We start from the raw sequence: 17,273 nt of genomic DNA, 5'->3' as shown, positions 1-17,273 counted from the left end.
TGGTGCTTGCCTGTGGGCAGCCTTCCGAAAGGCTGCCTGAATTAAAACTGCCAACCGTTGCTCCGATAACCTGACTAAATATCACTGGGAAAAGGAAACAATTGATGGATGGCATGAATGGCATTGGCGGGCTACATAGTGTTTACCATCTGGCAGGTAAACCCCAAGGTCAGGAGACGGCATCCGGGAAAAAGTTCGGACGAAAAGTCAGTAAAACGGATCCGGTCCCTAAAAGGGATCTTCTTCCCAAACAATACCGTAACAAAAAAATAGCTGGCTACGTGATAAATGGCGTGGTTATCCAGCCAGTCAATAAGAGTGGCATGATTAACCAGCCAACCAGTACAGCAATTCTTCGGCTGCAGTGGTTTAACTGGGCTACCCACCAATTCCAAGGCAAAGGTTATGCCCCCTCTGTTGCCAGAGTTATGGCAGAACGGGTGTTAACCCAGTGCGGCTATGATTATCGCTCGGTGGAAATCATGGTTAACACCACGCCATTGACCCCACAGTCTGCCTTTCGAGAACTGCAGCGGCAAAATTATCAATGGGCAATGGGGCAATTCACCGCCAAAGGCTACCGCCCGGACCGGTCCCATGAAGCCATTGTTAATGCGCTGAACATCGCTGGCTCAGACCTGAACCGGTTTCAGCAGTGGGTTTCTGATGCTCCTCATGCTCAAAGTGATAAAAATGCCAACACACTGCGCCCCTGGATGATTGAACAAATTGAGAAAAAAGGCTTTTCCCCGGAGGAAGCACGGGCAGTAGTGGATAACCTGATCAGAGAGTCCGATGGCAACGTAGATTATCTGCGCCAGTTGGTTGGGAAAATTCACCCAAAAGGTGCCCCGCGCAAACTCTCTGCAGAGCAGATGGTCCAAAAGAATCGACAGTCACTTAATGTATTGGGGTTGACGGAAGGTGCCAGCCTGAATGATGTAAAAAAAGCCTACCGGAAACTGGCACTAAGGTGTCATCCTGATAAAAACCCTGGGAACGTTGATGAGAGTAACAAAACTTTTCAAATAATTACTGAGGCAAACAGGCACCTGATCGAAGATTCAGATTTGTTCAAAGGTCAAAGCTGATAGCGCCCTGGTGGGGGAATTAATTCAGCAGAGCATCCATTTGAGTCGATTCCCACAAACTGAACGCTGTCTCGTCTCGTTTCAGGAAGGCGATGTGAAGATCACCCATCATCTTATCCCGATTGTATTTTAGTTCGTTTGCTTTGTGCATCGCCTCTTCCCACTCAAGCTGGTCCAGACGGGCACCCAGATCAAACAGGTCGTTAGCATAGTCAATAACGCAATCGTAAAGGGTGTTAGAGCAGGAACTGTTTCTCCCCAGGACTTCCTTCAGGGCTTTGGGCAGTTCTTCTGGTGTCAGGGAGCCATTTCTGTTTTTCAGGGAGCGAAAGAGCTTACTGCCTTCATCACTGTTGAGCGTCAGGGTGATTCTCATAATAATGGACTTTTGTTCCATATCCAGATCATTGCAAGCGGCATCAAGCAGGCGATGGGAGGATGGGTCGGACGCTATTCCCTGCAAGAGCGTGATATATCCCATACTGACTTCATCTTCAGAATTGAATATTGGTTGCATGATCCCGGACAACTGTTCACTGGGAATGGTCTCTGCGATCTGAACCAGTAATTTGATATGGTCTTCCTGAATCAGACGGCGATGGTTGCTTGGATCGCCGTCATCACTTTCAATTGATTGCAGCAAAACGATCAGAGCCTGATGCAGTTCTTCCGGCGAGAGGCTGACACCCATTTGCCATAAGGCGGTGGCATGTCTGGGCATAACCGGGTACATACCCATTGGCTTTGTAAGTGAATAGGGCAAAATCTGCAGGGCAATATGCTTCATGCATTCGTAACAAGACGCCTCATAGTCAGTAATCCCAAGAGCTTTTTTCAAGGCCCGGGACCGTTCTTCAAGAGGCAAAATAGCACCTTTACCCATCAGGTCCTGAATTACTGCGGCCGCCATCTGATCGTCTATGCTGAGGGCAACTCTCAGGTCATGGTATTGGTTTTCCCGGAGTTTGGAAATTTCATTGGCCAGGGTAACAGGAGAAAGATTTCGTGAATCAACGACTTTCTTGCATACCGGGCATTGTGCGGGATCTTCTGGAATCGTCCGATGCTCAGGCCTTCTTTGCACCAGATTGGCTTTTCTGCCCTGAAAACAAGACTCCTGACAGGATGGACAAATAATCACATCCCCTGAATCCGGGTGCTTGAGAGGCACTGAGGAAGGAAATGGTATACCAGGCGTGGAAGCTAAATTATCCATAATTGGGTTTCTCAAGACCAGATTGTGTATTTGGTGGAGAAATCGTTTTTTTCATTCCAACGTATTCATCTGGTGTGTTTGTTTCATTAATAAAAAACAAGGGAATACTGAGGCAGCTTGATACTGACTCTTATGACAGCGATTAAATTACAAAGTTCAGGAAACAGTTGGTTGGATATGAACAGATCCGTAAGTAACTATTCGCTAATACCGGCCACGCAAGTACACCACGCAGGGATACCCCGCCCCATAAGACCTTCAGACTGGATTGACATTAGCTGTCAGGCGGGTCATGGATTCGTAATTCGTTGAGGCGACTTTCATCCATCAGCCAAATCCACTGGCTTAAATCTACTGGCGGTTGCCGGTCATTGGCAATGCAAGCTTCAAGATAACCTGTCAGCCACAGTTTCTGATTTATTTTCCAGAGCTTAAGGGGCGTCAGAACAGTAAAGAGCCACGCAGCCAGTTCTGTACTCCACTCACTTCCGCTACCGTAGTAGTTTTTTCTTCCAACCACCGGGCCGCGTAATGTCTGCTCAGCGATATGGTTGTCCATAGGAACATCCGGATTCTGAATAAACCGGACAAGCCCTTCCCAATGATTTGCCAGGCTCTCGATCTCTCCCCAGCGAGCACCGGTAGACAGACAAATCTGAGTGAACAAACCTGATGAGTCAACTCCACGCCAACGAACCCAGCCGCAATGCCCACCTGTCTCTGAAGAAGATACTATTGCTCCTGGGGACATTCCAGAGGGTTCTGTTCGGCACGGTCGGGAGCCCTATACCGTTCAGGAGCTGGTATTCGGGTTAAGACCATTCGATACTGGCTTGAACAATGGTTGACCCCGGAGGGAAAGCCATCAGTGGCAAACCGCCAGCCAATCTGCATGGTCATCACTTTGGCCCACAGCTTCAGGCTTATGCGTTGGTCCAGCATCATGGCTGCGCCGTTACCCAGCCTCAATTACTGGAACTACTCTGGGATATCTACCTTAGTGAAAGCCAGATCAGGGAGCATGTAAAACGGAGGAAAATCAGCGGCGGGACGCGAAGCGATGCAGGACGGCAAAGTCGCGACACCTTTGCCCCTGAGACTTGCTTGCATGGGTTGGCGGGAGGTTCGTCCTCCCATCTTTTATGACCAGGGATGGTCGGTATACTGGCAATGCAAGGGCAATGCAGGCAAGCGTTGATATCCATACCGTTCGCACTGAGCGAAGTCGAAGTGCGGTGCTCCCATCCTTCGACTCCGCTCAGGAAGAACGGGGTGTAAGGGTATTAGTGTGCATCAACCTCCAGACGGAACTGTTCAGCCCTGGAGTTCTCCTGCTGAGTCTGTTGTTTCTGTCAGCAGTAAAAGCCACTGCGCCCCACTTGCACCACTTCGCAGAGTACCTGCACCGGATAGATCACCTTCTCCTTATCTACCTTGTCATCAACTGAACTATTGTGCTTAACGAGGTGTCCTAAGTCATTAAACCACTTCAGTTATAACTGGCCATGAGTTCAATACAGCTGAATTGTCCCTTTCCTTTAACCATCACATGGTAGTATGTGTCAGTTTTAAGTGGGCTGATATTGATTGATTTCCTGTCACCTTGGCTGAGCTCTGAAAATTCGTACTCGCTGTCGGTTGGCCACTGATCTGGTCGAATGAGTATTTCAAGCTCTCCGTTACCACTTCTGCCGTCTATGGTGAAAATCAAGCTTTTGGTTCCGGAGGGGATATAGATATAAAAATAACGGTTTTTATCAGAGCTTAGACCAATCTTGGGTATTTTATTATGTAACTGGGGGTTTTCAATATCATGGTCAGTGACTGGAGTATCAGGTAGAATAGGCTCATCATCACCATTGTCAGGGATAGAGTCATAATCCCGTGGACCATAACCTGAGAGTTGGTTATCTGTACTTTCATAGTCCAGAGTAATAGCATGTGCGTTGAAGATAAATGTAAGGTTAATAATCACTACTGTTAATCGGCTTGCTATAAGAGAGTGCTTCATCTGAAAAGCCTTTGAATACGAATTTAATCATTAAATGAATATTGGATGTGGGAAGATCTGAAGAGTTTGAATAGTAATAATCTACGTATAAAATACACCTCGAACAGGTAGACCAACGGATAAAGTGGGAGGTAGAAAGCAGTAGCGCATGAGTAATGAATGATCATTAAATCTTTATGATAGTAGCTCTCAATTTTTCTATTATTCTTTATCTACTAATAATACTTTTTTTTTATAACTGATATTCTTAGCCTGTTGAAGTTTTACATCGGTAACCAGACGTAAGCGCTTATTTGAGGACGTCTTCAAAGACCTGCCTTTGACTGCCACGCTTTCACCTGTTTCAAAAACAGGAGCGAGCCATGCATCAAAAAATATCGAATCGCCGCACTTCTGCACAGTGGCAAAACCTTATCGACCAGCAACAGGAAAGTGGTGTCAATCAAAAAGCCTTTTGCGAGTTAAATAATATTTGCCTGTCAACGTTCACCCTCTGGAAGCGCAAATTAGCACAGACCGCTGTTATATACACTGATTAAGTGGGCAAGTAATAAATACCGGATATCGACTCGGGAAGCGGAGCGAAGGCTCGGAAAACTGAGGAAGATGAGGCCGAACTTATTTGCTCACTGGGAATTACTTCGTGCATCAAATGTGTGACCAAGAGCCGTATGACAGGATATACGTACGGATCTGTGAGAAGCTTGGGGGGGAAATTCCCTCAGGCTAACTCGACTCTGCTGGACAGAAAAAGGCGCAGATAGCCGTGTTCCAGACGCTGATCACCAGTTGCCTGCTGGCGGGTATCGATCCTTACAAATACCTGGTTAATGTTCTACAGCGTATCAGCCTCCACCCGGCCCCGTGATATCAGGGAACTGATACCGCGACTCTGGAAAGAGAAATTCGGGGCCAATCCATTAAAAGCCGATCTCGACAAGTAGGGGGAGTCTGCCCCCTGCTTGGACGCTTACGACCACCTTCACCTTTTTACCTCGTCATCAACTGCACTATTGTGCTTAACGAGGTGTACTAAGTCATTAAACCACTTCAGTTATAACTGGCCATGAGTTCAATACAGCTGAATTGCCCCTTTCCTTTAACCATCACATAGTAGTATGTGCCAGTTTTAAGTGGGTTGATATTGATTGATTTCCTGTCACCTTGGCTGAGCTCTGAAAATTCGTACTCGCTGTCGCTTGGCCACTGATCTGGTCGAATGAGTATTTCAAGCTCTCCGTTACCACTTCTGCCGTCTATGGTGAAAATCAAGCTTCTGGTTCCGGAGGGGATATAGATATAAAAATACGGGTTTTTACCAGAGCTTAGACCAACCTTGGGTATTTTATTATGTAACTGGGAGTTTTCAATATCATGGTCAGTGACTGGAGTATCAGTGACTGGAGTATCAGGTATAGCAGGCTCATCATCACCATTGTCAGGGATAGAGTCATCATCCCGTGGACCATAATCCGAGAGTTGGTTATCTGTGCTTTCAACAGTATCGAGCCAACCGTACCACTCATCATCATGTAATTTTCCAATTCTGTCTATCCATGCCCGGTAAGCTTTGTAATCATTACTGCGTGTCAAGGATAGCATTTCAGAAATTTCAGATGGATGTCGCTCGAACATAAAGCGCACAGCGAGATAACCCCATCGATAGATTAGTGTTGTACCACTGCTATAGCTATTTCGAAAAACGGTACTCAATGGGTATTGTTTGGTTCGAGCAAGGGACACTGCTTCAGGATACTCATTCCGGTGTGAGATATATTCTCCCAGTCCTTCAATCCACCAAATGGTATCAGTGGAGGTTGAACGGCGAAAATCACCTGCCATGTTGAATCGGCCATCCAGGTAATGTACATACTCGTGCCGAAGGTTCCAGACATGGAATTCAGGTCTCAGCCAGTCGGCCTCGTAGGCAATAAACCGGGCTTGGTTGTCAGGTTTCTCAGGTGCGCCTTCAAGGTACATTCCTCCATTATCGGTACTGATATTAAATAGTAAACCGGCATACATTTTATAATCTTTGGCAGTGTTGAAGATCACCAGCTCAAGGTCATCGTTCAGGTCATTCGCTACTGGCTGGAAGTTGGTCCGTAATTTGTTATGGAAATATTCCTCTTGCTCTGATAATTGATCGCAGATCCATTCTGCTTGAGCAACCGTCATATTTTGCGAGCGAACTTTCAGTGTTTTACTACAGGTATGATTGAAAACAAGAGCATTGTTTTCAACCTCTTCCTTGAAATTGCAAATGCCATAATGCTCACAGTTTTCATTGTCATAATATGAAGCTATTTCAGCGGCAACCAGCCATAATGGCGTGCCTTTTTCACTGTTATTTTGTTGACTCAGAATTGCATTTAGTTGTCCGCTTACCTTTGGCTGAAGCTTATTGTGCTGAACAAAGCGCCCAAGCTCCCGGACGACATTAACCAGAAGATATTCATTGTCTGTTCCAAGAAGATGTTGTTTCGTATTGTAAAAATTATACAAGTCATCAAGAAGTGTCGTATCCCTTTCTATAGCCGTTACAAATGGCTTCAGCTGGTGTCCACGAAACAAAACTGTCATACCATTATTAACTGCAATGGTCATATTTCTGCTGGCTTCAAACTCCTGATTATAGGATGTAAGTAGACGCTTTATGACAAAAATATAACGGGTATTCTGGGCAGAGCTATCAATTAATGTGACTGCTTCAGACAACACCTCACCATTTTTGTCAGAAACAGCAAAGGCATTTGGGTTGGCAAAGAATGAATCAAGAGCTTGCTGCATAGCACTGGCAAGACGGGAGTCATAATCCCCAACGGTGTCTGGCTGATAAAATTGCACATAATACCCAGCCCTTAAATAGAGGATCAGTTGCTGTAAACCCTCAGAATTATCGCCAGTATAATTTTGTGAAAAACGAGTTACTTCATTAGCTACAGTTATCATTTTGTCCTGACTAAACAGTTGGCTACTAATGATTCCTGTTACTGAAAACAAGTTATTTATACATGCCAACTCAGCTTTACGAATAGCTTCCGTCAGTTGCTGTCCTCCGAGCGCGGCGAAACTCTCAGGGGTGCAGGTTAAACCTCTGGTAACTGCAAGTTGGCTCAACTTTTCCTGAATCAGAAAATCCCTGACTTTTTGATGGGGGTTATTGGGTGGCAGTGGCTTTCCATCCAGAATTTCCTCGATCTGTCTGCCATGTATCACTCTTGTTTCAAAGTCCAGAGTAATAGCATGTGCGTTGAAGATAAATGTAAGGTTAATAATCACTACTGTGAATAGGCTTGCTATGAGAGAGTGCTTCATCTGAAAAGCCTTTGAATACGAATTTAATCATTAAATGAATATTGGATGTGGGAAGATCTGAAGAGTTTGAATAGTAATAATCTACGTATAAAATACACCTCGAACAGGTAGGCCAACGGATAAAATGGGAGGAAGAAAGCAGTAGCGCATGAGTAATGAATGATCATTACATCATTATGATAGTAGCTCTCAATTCTTCTATTATTCTTTATCTGCTAATAATACTTTTTTTTTATAACTGATATTCTTATTAGGGCCTGTTGATGTTTTACATCGGTAACCAGACGTAAGCGCTTATTTGAGGACGTCTTCAAAAACCTGCCTTTGACTGCCACGCTTTCACCTGTTTCAAGAACAGGAGCGAGCCATGCATCAAAAGATATCGAATCGCCGCACTTCTGCACAGTGGCAAAACCTTATCGACCAGCAACAGGAAAGTGGTGTCAATCAAAAAGGCTTTTGCGAGTTAAATAATATTTGCCTGCACTGTACACGACAATTTTCATGAGGCCTTCTCCCAGCTGACCTCAAATAACAGTTCTACTGCTTCATATATTTCTTCCAGCCAAGTATTCACGTGATTGAGAATTCTGGCGAGATAATCCAGCCCTGCACGAAAAATGGACTGTGCTTTACGTCCATGACTTTTTACCTTGATCGGGGTTGCTTCATTTATCCAATCCCCCGTCTTGTATGCCCAGCAAAAGGCTAATGCCAGACTACAGAGCAATTTTGATATTTTATCCCGATCCTTCAGGCGAGTTTCCTCAAGGTTAACGCCTCTGCCTTTCATCGCTTGAAACATGGTTTCTATTTGCCATCTCCGGAGATAATCGTCAATGGCTCGCCAAGGCTCAGCATTGCAAATCACAACCATTGGATCCTGCTGACTTACTTCTGATTTTTGTCGTGTACAGTGCTGGAGTGTTTGTTTCATTAATAAAAAAATAAGGCAATACGGAGGCAGCTTGATACCCTGACTCTTAGGACAACGATTAAATTACAAAGTTCATGAAACAGTTGGTTGGATATGAACAGATCCGTAAAAACCGTATTTGACTCAACCCAATGAAATCTCTATAGTTTGTCTCCGTTGACGCAGGGCGCTCGTAGCTCAGCTGGATAGAGTACCTGGCTACGAACCAGGCGGTCGGAGGTTCGAATCCTCCCGAGCGCGCCAAGTCAACAAAAGTGATTGACGAATTGAATTGATTCAAATATCTTTCACGTCGCTTCAAACAACGCGCTCGTAGCTCAGCTGGATAGAGTACCTGGCTACGAACCAGGCGGTCGGAGGTTCGAATCCTCCCGAGCGCGCCATATTGAAACGGTGAGGTGGCCGAGAGGCTGAAGGCGCTCCCCTGCTAAGGGAGTATACGGTTTGTAGCCGTATCGAGGGTTCGAATCCCTCCCTCACCGCCATTTATCTTTTCTAGCTCCTTGATTCCCTCTCCTTTTACTCTAACTCATTTATTCCAACTTACTGATGTGTCCAAGAGGTGTCCATTTTACTTAATGGATTTAATCTAACTACGTCGTTTAAATGTTCTTTGCTGAATTTCAGGGTTACGGGGTTTTCGTACAGCTTCTGAGATTACTGATCCGACAGTTTGGCAAGAAAGCTAAGACTATCGAATCAGATAGATAGTACGTATTAAGTTCGGTTAGTCCAGATCATTCCTAGAATATAATACACTCCTTTGGGCGGAATCTTGCGTAATATTCACCTTGTGTATCGTGTTGATGAGATTGTGGATTGTCTCTTATTTGCTTCCATTGCTCATAAATGTTTCCTTGATTTGGAATTGGTCTGAACCTTGCATTGAAAAGTCCAGTATCTTCTCCTGTACAAAGACTCGTTATCAAATCTAAATCCTCATGGATAACGAACATTTCGATGAATTGCTCAAGTTTAATAGCTGCTTTCGTTCCTTTAAATTCACCATGCAAAAATTGTTCAACATTTGATTTGTTTTGTTCTGTATCGTACCAGTTTAAGACTGTGTCAACTTTTGCAAAAAGACGTGATCCATAACCCATATGTGCCATACCACCATATAATATGTTATCATGGTCAGCGAAACACTTAAAAACTTCTGCACCCATCAGTTTTTTTAGCTGACTATAAGCTGCCATTTGCTGTTTTTTAATTAATTCAGCAGATTGAATTTCAGTCCGTTTTTGTAAAGCATTCTCGTAATTTAGTTGGCGTGCAATTAAGTAAGCATCATAAAAGGCTGTTTTTCCACTGTATTGAATTCGAGGCATTCCAGTATTGTCAATTACCAATCCTTCAATAAGGTCGCTGCATGGTGTTTTCTCTGGCATTATCTTCCAGCCATCCGGGAGAGAAATATCAGCCGACACCTTTGACTCCATTTCTCTGGCAATATCCATGACGATAGCTTCTGATTCAGAATCAAAACTGGTTGTTTCTGATTCAGCACCTAAAAATGGATATGATGAAGATGGTAACAAAGAAGCTGAAGCGTTTGGTTCAGGATCGTGAGTAACCTTAGGCTCAATAACAGTAATCGTCTCATGCTCGGCTAGAGTTTTTTGTGTGTTTTTACCTGATCTTTCAGGTGAGCTGTAATTAATGTATTTATTTGTTGGGCTGTTGTTATCTGTGCGCTTATTATCTGAACACTTATTATCTGAGCTCTCTCCAGCCATTAAATAATTAGAAGGCTCAGCTAGTTTAGTTAGGGAGTTTACTGGCTGCATAATATAATCTCATAAATTTTCAGTTAATTTACAGGATAACCAGTCTTTTTCCGACTCGAAGATAATAATCCTTGTAGATCAAGGGTGACGTTACTCAGAGTATTATTAAGAAGTGGTAAACCGGCAACTTCGTTTGATAATCAAGTCAGCAATAAGTTCAATTTTAAGGAACGCTGGGGCTTTCTGTCTGGGTCGATCTCATTATCAACAAATATGCTTTTGGCATTCCGGTCAACAGACAACTTAAGTCAGGAGAGACTTTATCGATGCCTGTCGTGGCGACTCGGATCTGGATAAATGGAGCAATAGAATTGCTTCTTGTCAGGAATGGTAAGACTCAAAGTAAGGGTGCTCAAGCGCTTCAGTGGGGGACAGGCGCATTTTAGGGTCTGGTTCTGTTAAAGCCCTGAAAAAATCCGCAGCTTGTTCGCCTTCCACTTCCAGAAGTTTCTGGTAAGCATCCTCTCTCGCTTCTTTTAGCTGGGCTAAAGCCTCTTTATAAGACATCTTACGTTCCCACATATCTTGAGTAACAGGCATTACAGGATCACCACCTAAACACATTTCAGCAAAAGTACATCCCAGGGCCCAGGAGTCTGCTCTGACATTAGGTTTTTTGGTCAAATTATACATTTTTTCCGGTGATATATAATCTGGTGTTCCGCTGAGAACTGGAGTGGCCCTGTCCATTTTTGCTGAAAACCCGAAGTCGCATATCTTCACCAGACCTTTTCCATTGATCAGAATATTTTCTGGTTTAATATCATGGTGTTGGTAGCCGGCTTTAAATAGCGTGTTAATACCCCTGGTAGCCTGAAAAAAAGTGCTTTTCAGTTCTTCACCTCTAAAAAGACCATCCTGTTCTAATGAGTTCAGTAAATCATGACCGCCATATTCCATAAGAATGTATTTTTGATCGGATTTTCCACGACTCAGGCAAACAAGGTTGACAATATTCTCTGTGTTCTCACCGGTTGCTGCTATTGCCCGCTGAATTCTTACCATTTTTGCACACTCATCTCTGCGCTCAGTCTCATCGCCAACAATTTTAAGGGCGAATTGTTGATTGGTACGCTTGTGTTTTACAAGAACCACAGAGCCAAAACCTCCTTTGCCTAATGTCTTGCTCTTTTTTAATTCTTTTTTGGGTATGATTGCACAGTTGTACTCAGGATCGATTGGGGCACCCTGAAAAGTGATAGGTTCAGCTGGTTGAAGATCAAGAAGCACATTGGACTGCCCATCTTTTTGCACAAGAGGTGTTTCAGTGCTATCTGTTATCGAACTTTTACTGACTTTGTTGTTCAGGTTGCTTGTGTTGTCAGGGGTTATCTTGCGTTGATTTTCTAATTCCGTTATTGCTTTTTCTGTACTGCCTTGAATTTTCTGGTAGTGTTTTTCTGGATTTACGGCAACTGTCTTAAGAAATGGTTCTACTGTTTCCTCTCTTAAATTTTGAATGTTTTTTGATAATTGTTCACTCTCTTTCAGATTGTTCCGGGCAAGGCATAACTTTTTGATTTCACTTACATCGCTTGAGAATGTATTAACCATCATCTCACATATTTCTTTTTCAAGCCTGACAGCCAGGTTTTTATCAATATGCTCAGCGGCATTAAAGAGGTTTTTGATGGCATTACATTTTTTCATGGCCATATTAAAGTCTTTTTCCGGGTCTCCATCGTAGGGGATGCTTTTAAGATGGTTCGGCATAGCCTTCACCAGAACTGCCATCTGATCATGTATTTTTTGGTTGAGTGAGTCGATCACGTTGGCTGGTAGCTTATTGCCTGCCTTAAGCCGGTTGACTTCTTTTTTTAATGCAACAAGGCTTGCACCCGATTTGCAACGATTGATTTCATGGGAGAGATAGACTTCAGTATCTGATTCGATCAGCTTCCTGAACTGATTCTTGTCAAAAAAAGTACACTCTTCTGGTATTTCATCGGGAAGTTTTAAAATACTGTCAACGTGGTCTGATTTGTTTTTACCTTCCTGATCTTCTTGAACTTCTTCCATTAATACTTCGATACGTCTGTTGGTTATGCATTTTTCAAATTCATACATGTTGGCTTTCGGAACGGATTTTTTTTCGTCAATAAACGCTTTATTAAAGTGATTTTCAATACGTCGTCCCCATTTAGAGACCAGTTTTCCATCGCTATCCAGTATCTTGGTGCCTTTTTTTTCTTCGATCCCCGAATAATTTGCTGCTTTTGGTTCAGCCAGATTGATTTGTTCAGGGTTTATATTTAAGGGCGAGGTTACGTTGAAACGTTCCATGTCATGATCCGATGCTATGTATCTTTCTGAATATATCAAGAATAGCAAGCAGCAAAGTAAGGGTGCTTCAGCGCCTGGGTGGTGGACAGCCGGTCACCAGGATGCAGCTTGGTTAATGACCTGAATAACTCAGCTGCTTGCCTGCCTTCCCGTTGCAGAAGCTGCTGGTATGCCTCTTCTCGCATCGTTTTCAGATGAGCTATTGTCTCACCAGGGAGCTTGTGACTTTCCCATATAGTGCGAGTACCGATCATGACAGGGTAACCTAAGCGCAGTTCAGCAAATGTACACCCCAGGGACCAGGAATCAGCTCTGTCAATGGGGCTGCCGCGCAAATCATACAGTTTTTCCGGAGGCATATACTCTGGTGTTCCCCTGCCAATTTGAGTTCCCCTGCCCATTTTTTCTGCCAGGCCGAAATCGCAGATCTTCACAACACCTTTTCTACTAATCAGGATATTTGCAGGTTTAATGTCATGATGCTGGTAACCGGCTCTAAACAGGGTGTTAACGCCCTTAACAGCCTGGAAAAAAGTTCTTTTAAGCTCGTTCCCCCTGAAACGGCCATACTTTTTTGATGAGCCCAGTAAATCCCGCCCCCCATACTCCATAAGAACATATTTTCTATCTGACCTTCCTCGACTCAGGGAAATAAGGTTGACAATATTCTCTGTGTTACCATGGATTTTTGCTATTGCCCGTTGAATTCTTATTAACTGTGCACACTCTTGCCTGCGATCAGTATCGTTACCTACCATTTTCAGGGCAAGGTATTGATGGGTATATCTGTGTATCACAAGTACCACTGAGCCATAAGTCCCTTTGCCTAACTTCCTGACCTTAAGTAAATCTTTTTTAGGCACGATCGGGTAGTTGTACTCTTTATCGATAGTGGCCCCCTGAAAGGTAACAGGTGCTGCTTGCTGCAGATAAAGGGCTGCATTGGAGTGAGCGTTTCGTTGCAAAAGATGCCTTTGAGTTTTCCCATTGACGGCCCTGGCGGTGTCTGCGTTCACATAACGTTGTCCTGTCTCTGGAGTTACAGGGTGCCTGCCAAGGCAACCTTTTACAGGCTCAGGTTGTTTTGGTGGCAGATGCTGGAAATGATGTTGTCCCATTTCATCTGCAATTCTTTGAGGCATTGTGTCCCCCGGGCTCAAGAGTCCGATAAAAACCTTCGAGCTGGTTTGTAAAGGTACTATACCTATATAGAACAACTCGTCTTTCTAATCTGCAGGGAAGCAGCAAATGAATGATTCAGTGTTCAGCTCGCCTGATGCCCAGGCAATGGCCATTGTGGGGGATTATATGGCCAGGGGAGGGAGTCTTGCTGAAGCCAGTAATATCAGTGAGGAGGCGCAGGAAGCCATCTATGAACTGGCGTATCTGAAATATAATAATGGTTTGTATGAGAAGTCTGCCCGCCTGTTTCAATTTCTCTGTCTCTATGATCAGTGGAATCCCCGCTTTTTCACTGGCCTTGGTGCCTGCCAGCAAATGATGAGCCTTTATGGTGAGGCCATTGATACGTATCTGTACGCCATTTCTCTTGATGCCAATGACCCGCATCCGATGATTTGTGTGGGTGATTGTTATGTCGCCCTGGAGCAGTATCCAAAAGCGAGGCTTGCTTATCGGGCGTCGGTTTTAATGGCCCATGAATCCGGCACCACCAGTCCTGAGGTAAGCCGGGTAGAAAAAATGATTAACGAGTTTTGATGACACTGCAAGGAGTGAGGGTATGAGTGAGGTATCCGGGAATATACAGCCCAGCCGACTGGAACCTGTGCCGCCAGAGTTTCTGGCCGGGCAGCCTGCAAAAGAGAAGGTTGATAAGGTGGCTTCCGGTTACCAACAGTCGAACTCTGTCTCACAGGGTCAGGCAGCCAGGACTGAAGATTTCCCTGTTGCATCTGTGATTCTGGTTCCTGCCCTGCAACCGGCTCTTCCTGGCGCAATGGTGGCTTCCTCTGAAGAAATTAAGGGGCTCCTATCAACAGCCCTGGTGATCAGAGACTCTCTGGGGCAAAAATCTACAGGAGCAGCTGCCGAGCCTTTGCCGGGTAGCTTATCAGCGTCCTTGTCAGAAGCGGCATCTGAACAGCCACCTCGGGAGCGATCAACCGTCGATAACCTGGCAGCAGGGACTCAACGCTCAACCGTCAAGGTGCCTGCATCCACCCCATTACAGGATATGGTGACAAAGGTGCAGTCGGCACTGCCAGAAGCCACGGATACGGATGAAGTATTGGGCGTCTACGAAAGTAATGTCAGACAGCTGACAGAGACCATTCAGCAAGCTTTGGCAGCAGGATCATCAGCCCCTCTTCAGGTATTAAGCGTTGTTGCTGACGTGTTCCCATCGGATGCAAATACCGGCTCACTGGCGCTGCAAAGGGTGATTGATAATATTGTGTCGATCAATCGCAACAGTGGGGAGTCATCTGTTCATAGTGGCAAGGGGATTCAGCAGAACAGTGCAGACCTCTATGGAATGCCGGAACATGTGCGGTTAAGTCTATTGTCCCAGAGGTTGGGCATTGATCTGCAGCCATTAATCAGAACCCGTGAAGAGTTCCTGGAGAGCATTCTGGTCGCCCAGAGGGGCATACTGCTTGCTATTGAAGCTATGTCTAATGCAGAATTTTTCGAGCTCTTGAAAGAGCGATTACGGGAAGAACAGATCAAAGAAGACCTGGTCAAAGAAGGCCAGCATAAAGAAGTGGTGGACAAACTGAAGCAGGCCATTGCAGCACTGAAAGCCGGTGAACCGACAGTGGCTGCTGAAATTCTGAACTCGGCAAGCCTGATCACTACGGCCATTGAGCAGATTGTTGATCGCTATACATCCGATGAAACACCCGGGAGTCTCAGGCAGCATTTGCAAGAGCACCTCACCCGGGTTCTGGATAGTGTCACCCAACAAGGCTCATACCAGGATATGATGAATAAGCGAGTGGAGCTGCTGCAATCCGCCAAAAAAGTCTGATAGCAATTTACTTTAGTTTTTCCAAAATTCCTTTGCATATTGGCTCAATCATCGAAAATATTTTTGCGGAATCATGACCTGTATTTTCATAATGTAACTTGATAAGAAGTTTTGCGTAAATTGTGTTGAATTCAACTTTGCTTGGAATCCCTTCAACTCTGGTAATAGAAGATAGCTCTGGATAATCTGATAGCATGTAGCTAAGCCGGTCAAGTAATTGCACTTGAGTAAGCACGTCAATCGGCATATTACTAATTCGGAACGTTGTTCCTTCAGACATGCTTGATGACGACAGTGAGCTGAAGCTACTCACAGAGCTGCTTGAGGTTGTGTTTAAAGTGGAGTCACTATCCGGGCTGCTTACGGTTGTGGTTGAAGAGGAGGCACTGTCTGGGCTGCTTCCGGTTATCGCTAAGAATGAATCACCTAAGCCGCTTTCAGTTTTTGTTAAGGTGGTGCCGCTCTCTGAACTGCTTTCTGAGATTGTTGAGGAAGAGTCACTCTCTGAACTGCTTCGGCTGACAGTTGATGAGGAATCACTATCTGAACTGATTCCGGTTATTGTTAAAGACGAGTCACTCTCTGAGCTGATTCCTGAAGTTGTTGAGCTGATTCCGGATATTGAAGCAATTGTGCGCTCAACAAGGCCTGTTGTTGGTAAATGCTGATCATCACTGTCAGGTATTTCTTTTTTAATCGCTTTCTTTGCGGGCTCATCATCAGGAGTTCTTGGGGATGATGGTGTATCTCTTATACTTCCTATCTTGAGCATATTCTTTTCCTTTTCTTATTTAACGACATGAGTACTTGAGGCAGCGCATAAGTGGTTAATGGGTAGAAACGTAGAATCTCCATGCGCCGATGCGTTACTGTCCACCGAAAAGAGCGTGTTAAACGACATGTTATATGCTTCCTTCACGTTTAATCACCAGAATTCTAGCGTGTCCTGTGAGATGGGCAATGTTCTCCGTGACAATAAAACCAGCGAATATCCCTTGAGGTTTGTCTCATGTGATAGCCCGAAGTAAGAAATATTCGGATTTAGCGTAAAATCTGATAATTTACCGGGTGAACCCAAAGATGGGGTTCGTTATTTTTTCAACAAAATGATCAGGTGTAAACAATATGAGTACCGGTAGAGTCAGTGCCTTGATACTGGGCATTTCTGTTTTTCTGGGGCTTTCCTGTCTGGGGTATTTGTTGGCGAATGCTGCCATTGAGTACAAGCAGTATGAAAGAAGTGTCACAGTCAAAGGGTTATCAGAGAGGGAGTATCAGGCAGATGTCGTGATCTGGCCTATTCAGTTTTCAGCGGCCGATAATGATTTGAAAGCTCTCTATGGCACGATTGAAAACAATATTGACAGCATCAGGGAGTTCCTGGAAAAGGGTGGTATCGCGGCTGAAGACATTAGTCTGATGTCGCCTGATATTACCGATAAATCGGCTAATAACTATGGCAGCAGCAGTCGCCCGGAGTTTCGTTATACTGCCCTGCAAACCATTACTATTTATTCCAGTCATATTGAAGCGGTGCGCTCGGTGATCAGTAATTCCCGCAATAACTAAAATCCCTTTGCTCCCAAGGGCTGGAAGCTTGCGGGACAATTTCAGCTACGCAGTCTAGAATAGAGGATA

18 protein-coding genes and 3 tRNA genes are annotated in these 17,273 nt (G+C 44.6%); 11 read left to right on the top strand and 10 right to left on the bottom strand.

What is annotated here, in order from left to right; all coding sequences use genetic code 11:
- The first annotated feature begins 104 nt into the window (after positions 1-104).
- Entirely contained in the window at positions 105-1,091 is a 987-nt protein-coding gene (locus tag ACO6UY_RS15745; RefSeq protein WP_422490549.1) for a J domain-containing protein, read from the top strand.
- A 19-nt stretch (positions 1,092-1,110) separates the two neighbouring features.
- Here the strand turns inward: ACO6UY_RS15745 and ACO6UY_RS15740 are convergent, their stop codons facing one another.
- The 3 genes from ACO6UY_RS15740 to ACO6UY_RS15730 all read right to left on the bottom strand — a co-directional run bounded on the left by ACO6UY_RS15740 (position 1,111) and on the right by ACO6UY_RS15730 (position 3,252).
- Entirely contained in the window at positions 1,111-2,307 is a 1,197-nt protein-coding gene (locus tag ACO6UY_RS15740; RefSeq protein ID WP_422445770.1) for a hypothetical protein, read from the bottom strand.
- Positions 2,308-2,581: 274 nt separating this feature from the next.
- Positions 2,582-2,974: an IS66 family transposase gene (locus ACO6UY_RS15735; protein ID WP_422445768.1), complete on the bottom strand. Its 393-nt coding sequence runs from the start codon at positions 2,972-2,974 to the stop codon at positions 2,582-2,584.
- A gap of 65 nt (positions 2,975-3,039) precedes the next feature.
- On the bottom strand, positions 3,040-3,252 hold the full coding sequence (locus ACO6UY_RS15730) for a hypothetical protein (protein ID WP_422445766.1): 213 nt from the start codon (positions 3,250-3,252) through the stop codon (positions 3,040-3,042).
- 236 nt (positions 3,253-3,488) lie between these two features.
- Here ACO6UY_RS15730 and ACO6UY_RS15725 point away from each other — a divergent pair, with 236 nt between their 5' ends.
- A complete protein-coding gene (locus ACO6UY_RS15725) occupies positions 3,489-3,755 on the top strand; it encodes a hypothetical protein (RefSeq protein WP_422445764.1) in 267 nt (88 codons plus the stop codon).
- Positions 3,756-3,796: 41 nt separating this feature from the next.
- On the opposite strand, the gene ACO6UY_RS15720 is transcribed toward ACO6UY_RS15725, so the two are convergent.
- Complete coding sequence (locus tag ACO6UY_RS15720; RefSeq protein ID WP_422459684.1) at positions 3,797-4,318, bottom strand: PPC domain-containing protein; 522 nt, start codon at positions 4,316-4,318, stop codon at positions 3,797-3,799.
- 362 nt (positions 4,319-4,680) lie between these two features.
- Between ACO6UY_RS15720 and tnpA (ACO6UY_RS15715) the strand changes: the two genes are divergently transcribed.
- Positions 4,681-4,857: an IS66 family insertion sequence element accessory protein TnpA gene (gene tnpA / locus ACO6UY_RS15715; protein ID WP_422459682.1), complete on the top strand. Its 177-nt coding sequence runs from the start codon at positions 4,681-4,683 to the stop codon at positions 4,855-4,857.
- Between the two features lie 227 nt (positions 4,858-5,084).
- Entirely contained in the window at positions 5,085-5,186 is a 102-nt protein-coding gene (locus ACO6UY_RS15710) for a transposase domain-containing protein (RefSeq protein WP_422466327.1), read from the top strand.
- 182 nt (positions 5,187-5,368) lie between these two features.
- On the opposite strand, the gene ACO6UY_RS15705 is transcribed toward ACO6UY_RS15710, so the two are convergent.
- On the bottom strand, positions 5,369-7,636 hold the full coding sequence (locus tag ACO6UY_RS15705; protein WP_422459680.1) for a collagenase: 2,268 nt from the start codon (positions 7,634-7,636) through the stop codon (positions 5,369-5,371).
- A gap of 367 nt (positions 7,637-8,003) precedes the next feature.
- Here ACO6UY_RS15705 and tnpA (ACO6UY_RS15700) point away from each other — a divergent pair, with 367 nt between their 5' ends.
- The gene (tnpA, locus tag ACO6UY_RS15700; protein WP_422445756.1) at positions 8,004-8,144 is read left to right on the top strand and encodes an IS66 family insertion sequence element accessory protein TnpA; all 141 of its coding nucleotides are present in this window, start codon (positions 8,004-8,006) and stop codon (positions 8,142-8,144) included.
- Here tnpA (ACO6UY_RS15700) and ACO6UY_RS15695 read toward each other — a convergent pair.
- Positions 8,139-8,507 carry a hypothetical protein gene (locus tag ACO6UY_RS15695; protein WP_422445754.1) on the bottom strand — a complete coding sequence of 123 codons (369 nt, stop codon included), beginning with the start codon at positions 8,505-8,507 and terminating at the stop codon, positions 8,139-8,141. The genes tnpA (ACO6UY_RS15700) and ACO6UY_RS15695 overlap by 6 nt on opposite strands.
- 232 nt (positions 8,508-8,739) lie before the next feature.
- Between ACO6UY_RS15695 and ACO6UY_RS15690 the strand changes: the two genes are divergently transcribed.
- The 3 genes from ACO6UY_RS15690 to ACO6UY_RS15680 all read left to right on the top strand — a co-directional run bounded on the left by ACO6UY_RS15690 (position 8,740) and on the right by ACO6UY_RS15680 (position 9,058).
- Positions 8,740-8,816, top strand: a tRNA-Arg gene (locus ACO6UY_RS15690).
- Between the two features lie 63 nt (positions 8,817-8,879).
- Positions 8,880-8,956 (top strand) — tRNA-Arg (locus ACO6UY_RS15685).
- Positions 8,957-8,965: 9 nt separating this feature from the next.
- Positions 8,966-9,058: transfer RNA gene (locus ACO6UY_RS15680), tRNA-Ser, on the top strand.
- A gap of 258 nt (positions 9,059-9,316) precedes the next feature.
- On the opposite strand, the gene ACO6UY_RS15675 is transcribed toward ACO6UY_RS15680, so the two are convergent.
- From ACO6UY_RS15675 to ACO6UY_RS15665, 3 genes are all read right to left on the bottom strand, one after another.
- Positions 9,317-10,363: a hypothetical protein gene (locus tag ACO6UY_RS15675; RefSeq protein WP_422490547.1), complete on the bottom strand. Its 1,047-nt coding sequence runs from the start codon at positions 10,361-10,363 to the stop codon at positions 9,317-9,319.
- 321 nt (positions 10,364-10,684) lie between these two features.
- On the bottom strand, positions 10,685-12,646 hold the full coding sequence (locus tag ACO6UY_RS15670; protein ID WP_422490546.1) for a serine/threonine-protein kinase: 1,962 nt from the start codon (positions 12,644-12,646) through the stop codon (positions 10,685-10,687).
- Between the two features lie 35 nt (positions 12,647-12,681).
- Positions 12,682-13,788, bottom strand: a complete 1,107-nt coding sequence (locus ACO6UY_RS15665) for a serine/threonine-protein kinase (protein ID WP_422490545.1) — start codon at positions 13,786-13,788, stop codon at positions 12,682-12,684.
- Positions 13,789-13,894: 106 nt separating this feature from the next.
- Between ACO6UY_RS15665 and ACO6UY_RS15660 the strand changes: the two genes are divergently transcribed.
- Complete coding sequence (locus tag ACO6UY_RS15660) at positions 13,895-14,365, top strand: SycD/LcrH family type III secretion system chaperone (protein WP_422490543.1); 471 nt, start codon at positions 13,895-13,897, stop codon at positions 14,363-14,365.
- A gap of 22 nt (positions 14,366-14,387) precedes the next feature.
- The gene (locus tag ACO6UY_RS15655; protein ID WP_422490542.1) at positions 14,388-15,635 is read left to right on the top strand and encodes a hypothetical protein; all 1,248 of its coding nucleotides are present in this window, start codon (positions 14,388-14,390) and stop codon (positions 15,633-15,635) included.
- 7 nt (positions 15,636-15,642) lie between these two features.
- Here the strand turns inward: ACO6UY_RS15655 and ACO6UY_RS15650 are convergent, their stop codons facing one another.
- Positions 15,643-16,407: a hypothetical protein gene (locus ACO6UY_RS15650; RefSeq protein ID WP_422490541.1), complete on the bottom strand. Its 765-nt coding sequence runs from the start codon at positions 16,405-16,407 to the stop codon at positions 15,643-15,645.
- A 353-nt stretch (positions 16,408-16,760) separates the two neighbouring features.
- Between ACO6UY_RS15650 and ACO6UY_RS15645 the strand changes: the two genes are divergently transcribed.
- Entirely contained in the window at positions 16,761-17,204 is a 444-nt protein-coding gene (locus ACO6UY_RS15645; protein WP_422490540.1) for an SIMPL domain-containing protein, read from the top strand.
- The last annotated feature ends 69 nt before the right edge of the window (positions 17,205-17,273 follow it).

Source organism: Endozoicomonas sp. ALE010 (genome assembly GCF_049310165.1).
In the GTDB taxonomy this organism is placed as follows: domain Bacteria; phylum Pseudomonadota; class Gammaproteobacteria; order Pseudomonadales; family Endozoicomonadaceae; genus Endozoicomonas.
Note: the sequence above shows the minus strand (reverse complement) of the source record. Positions and strands in the feature narration are given on the sequence as shown.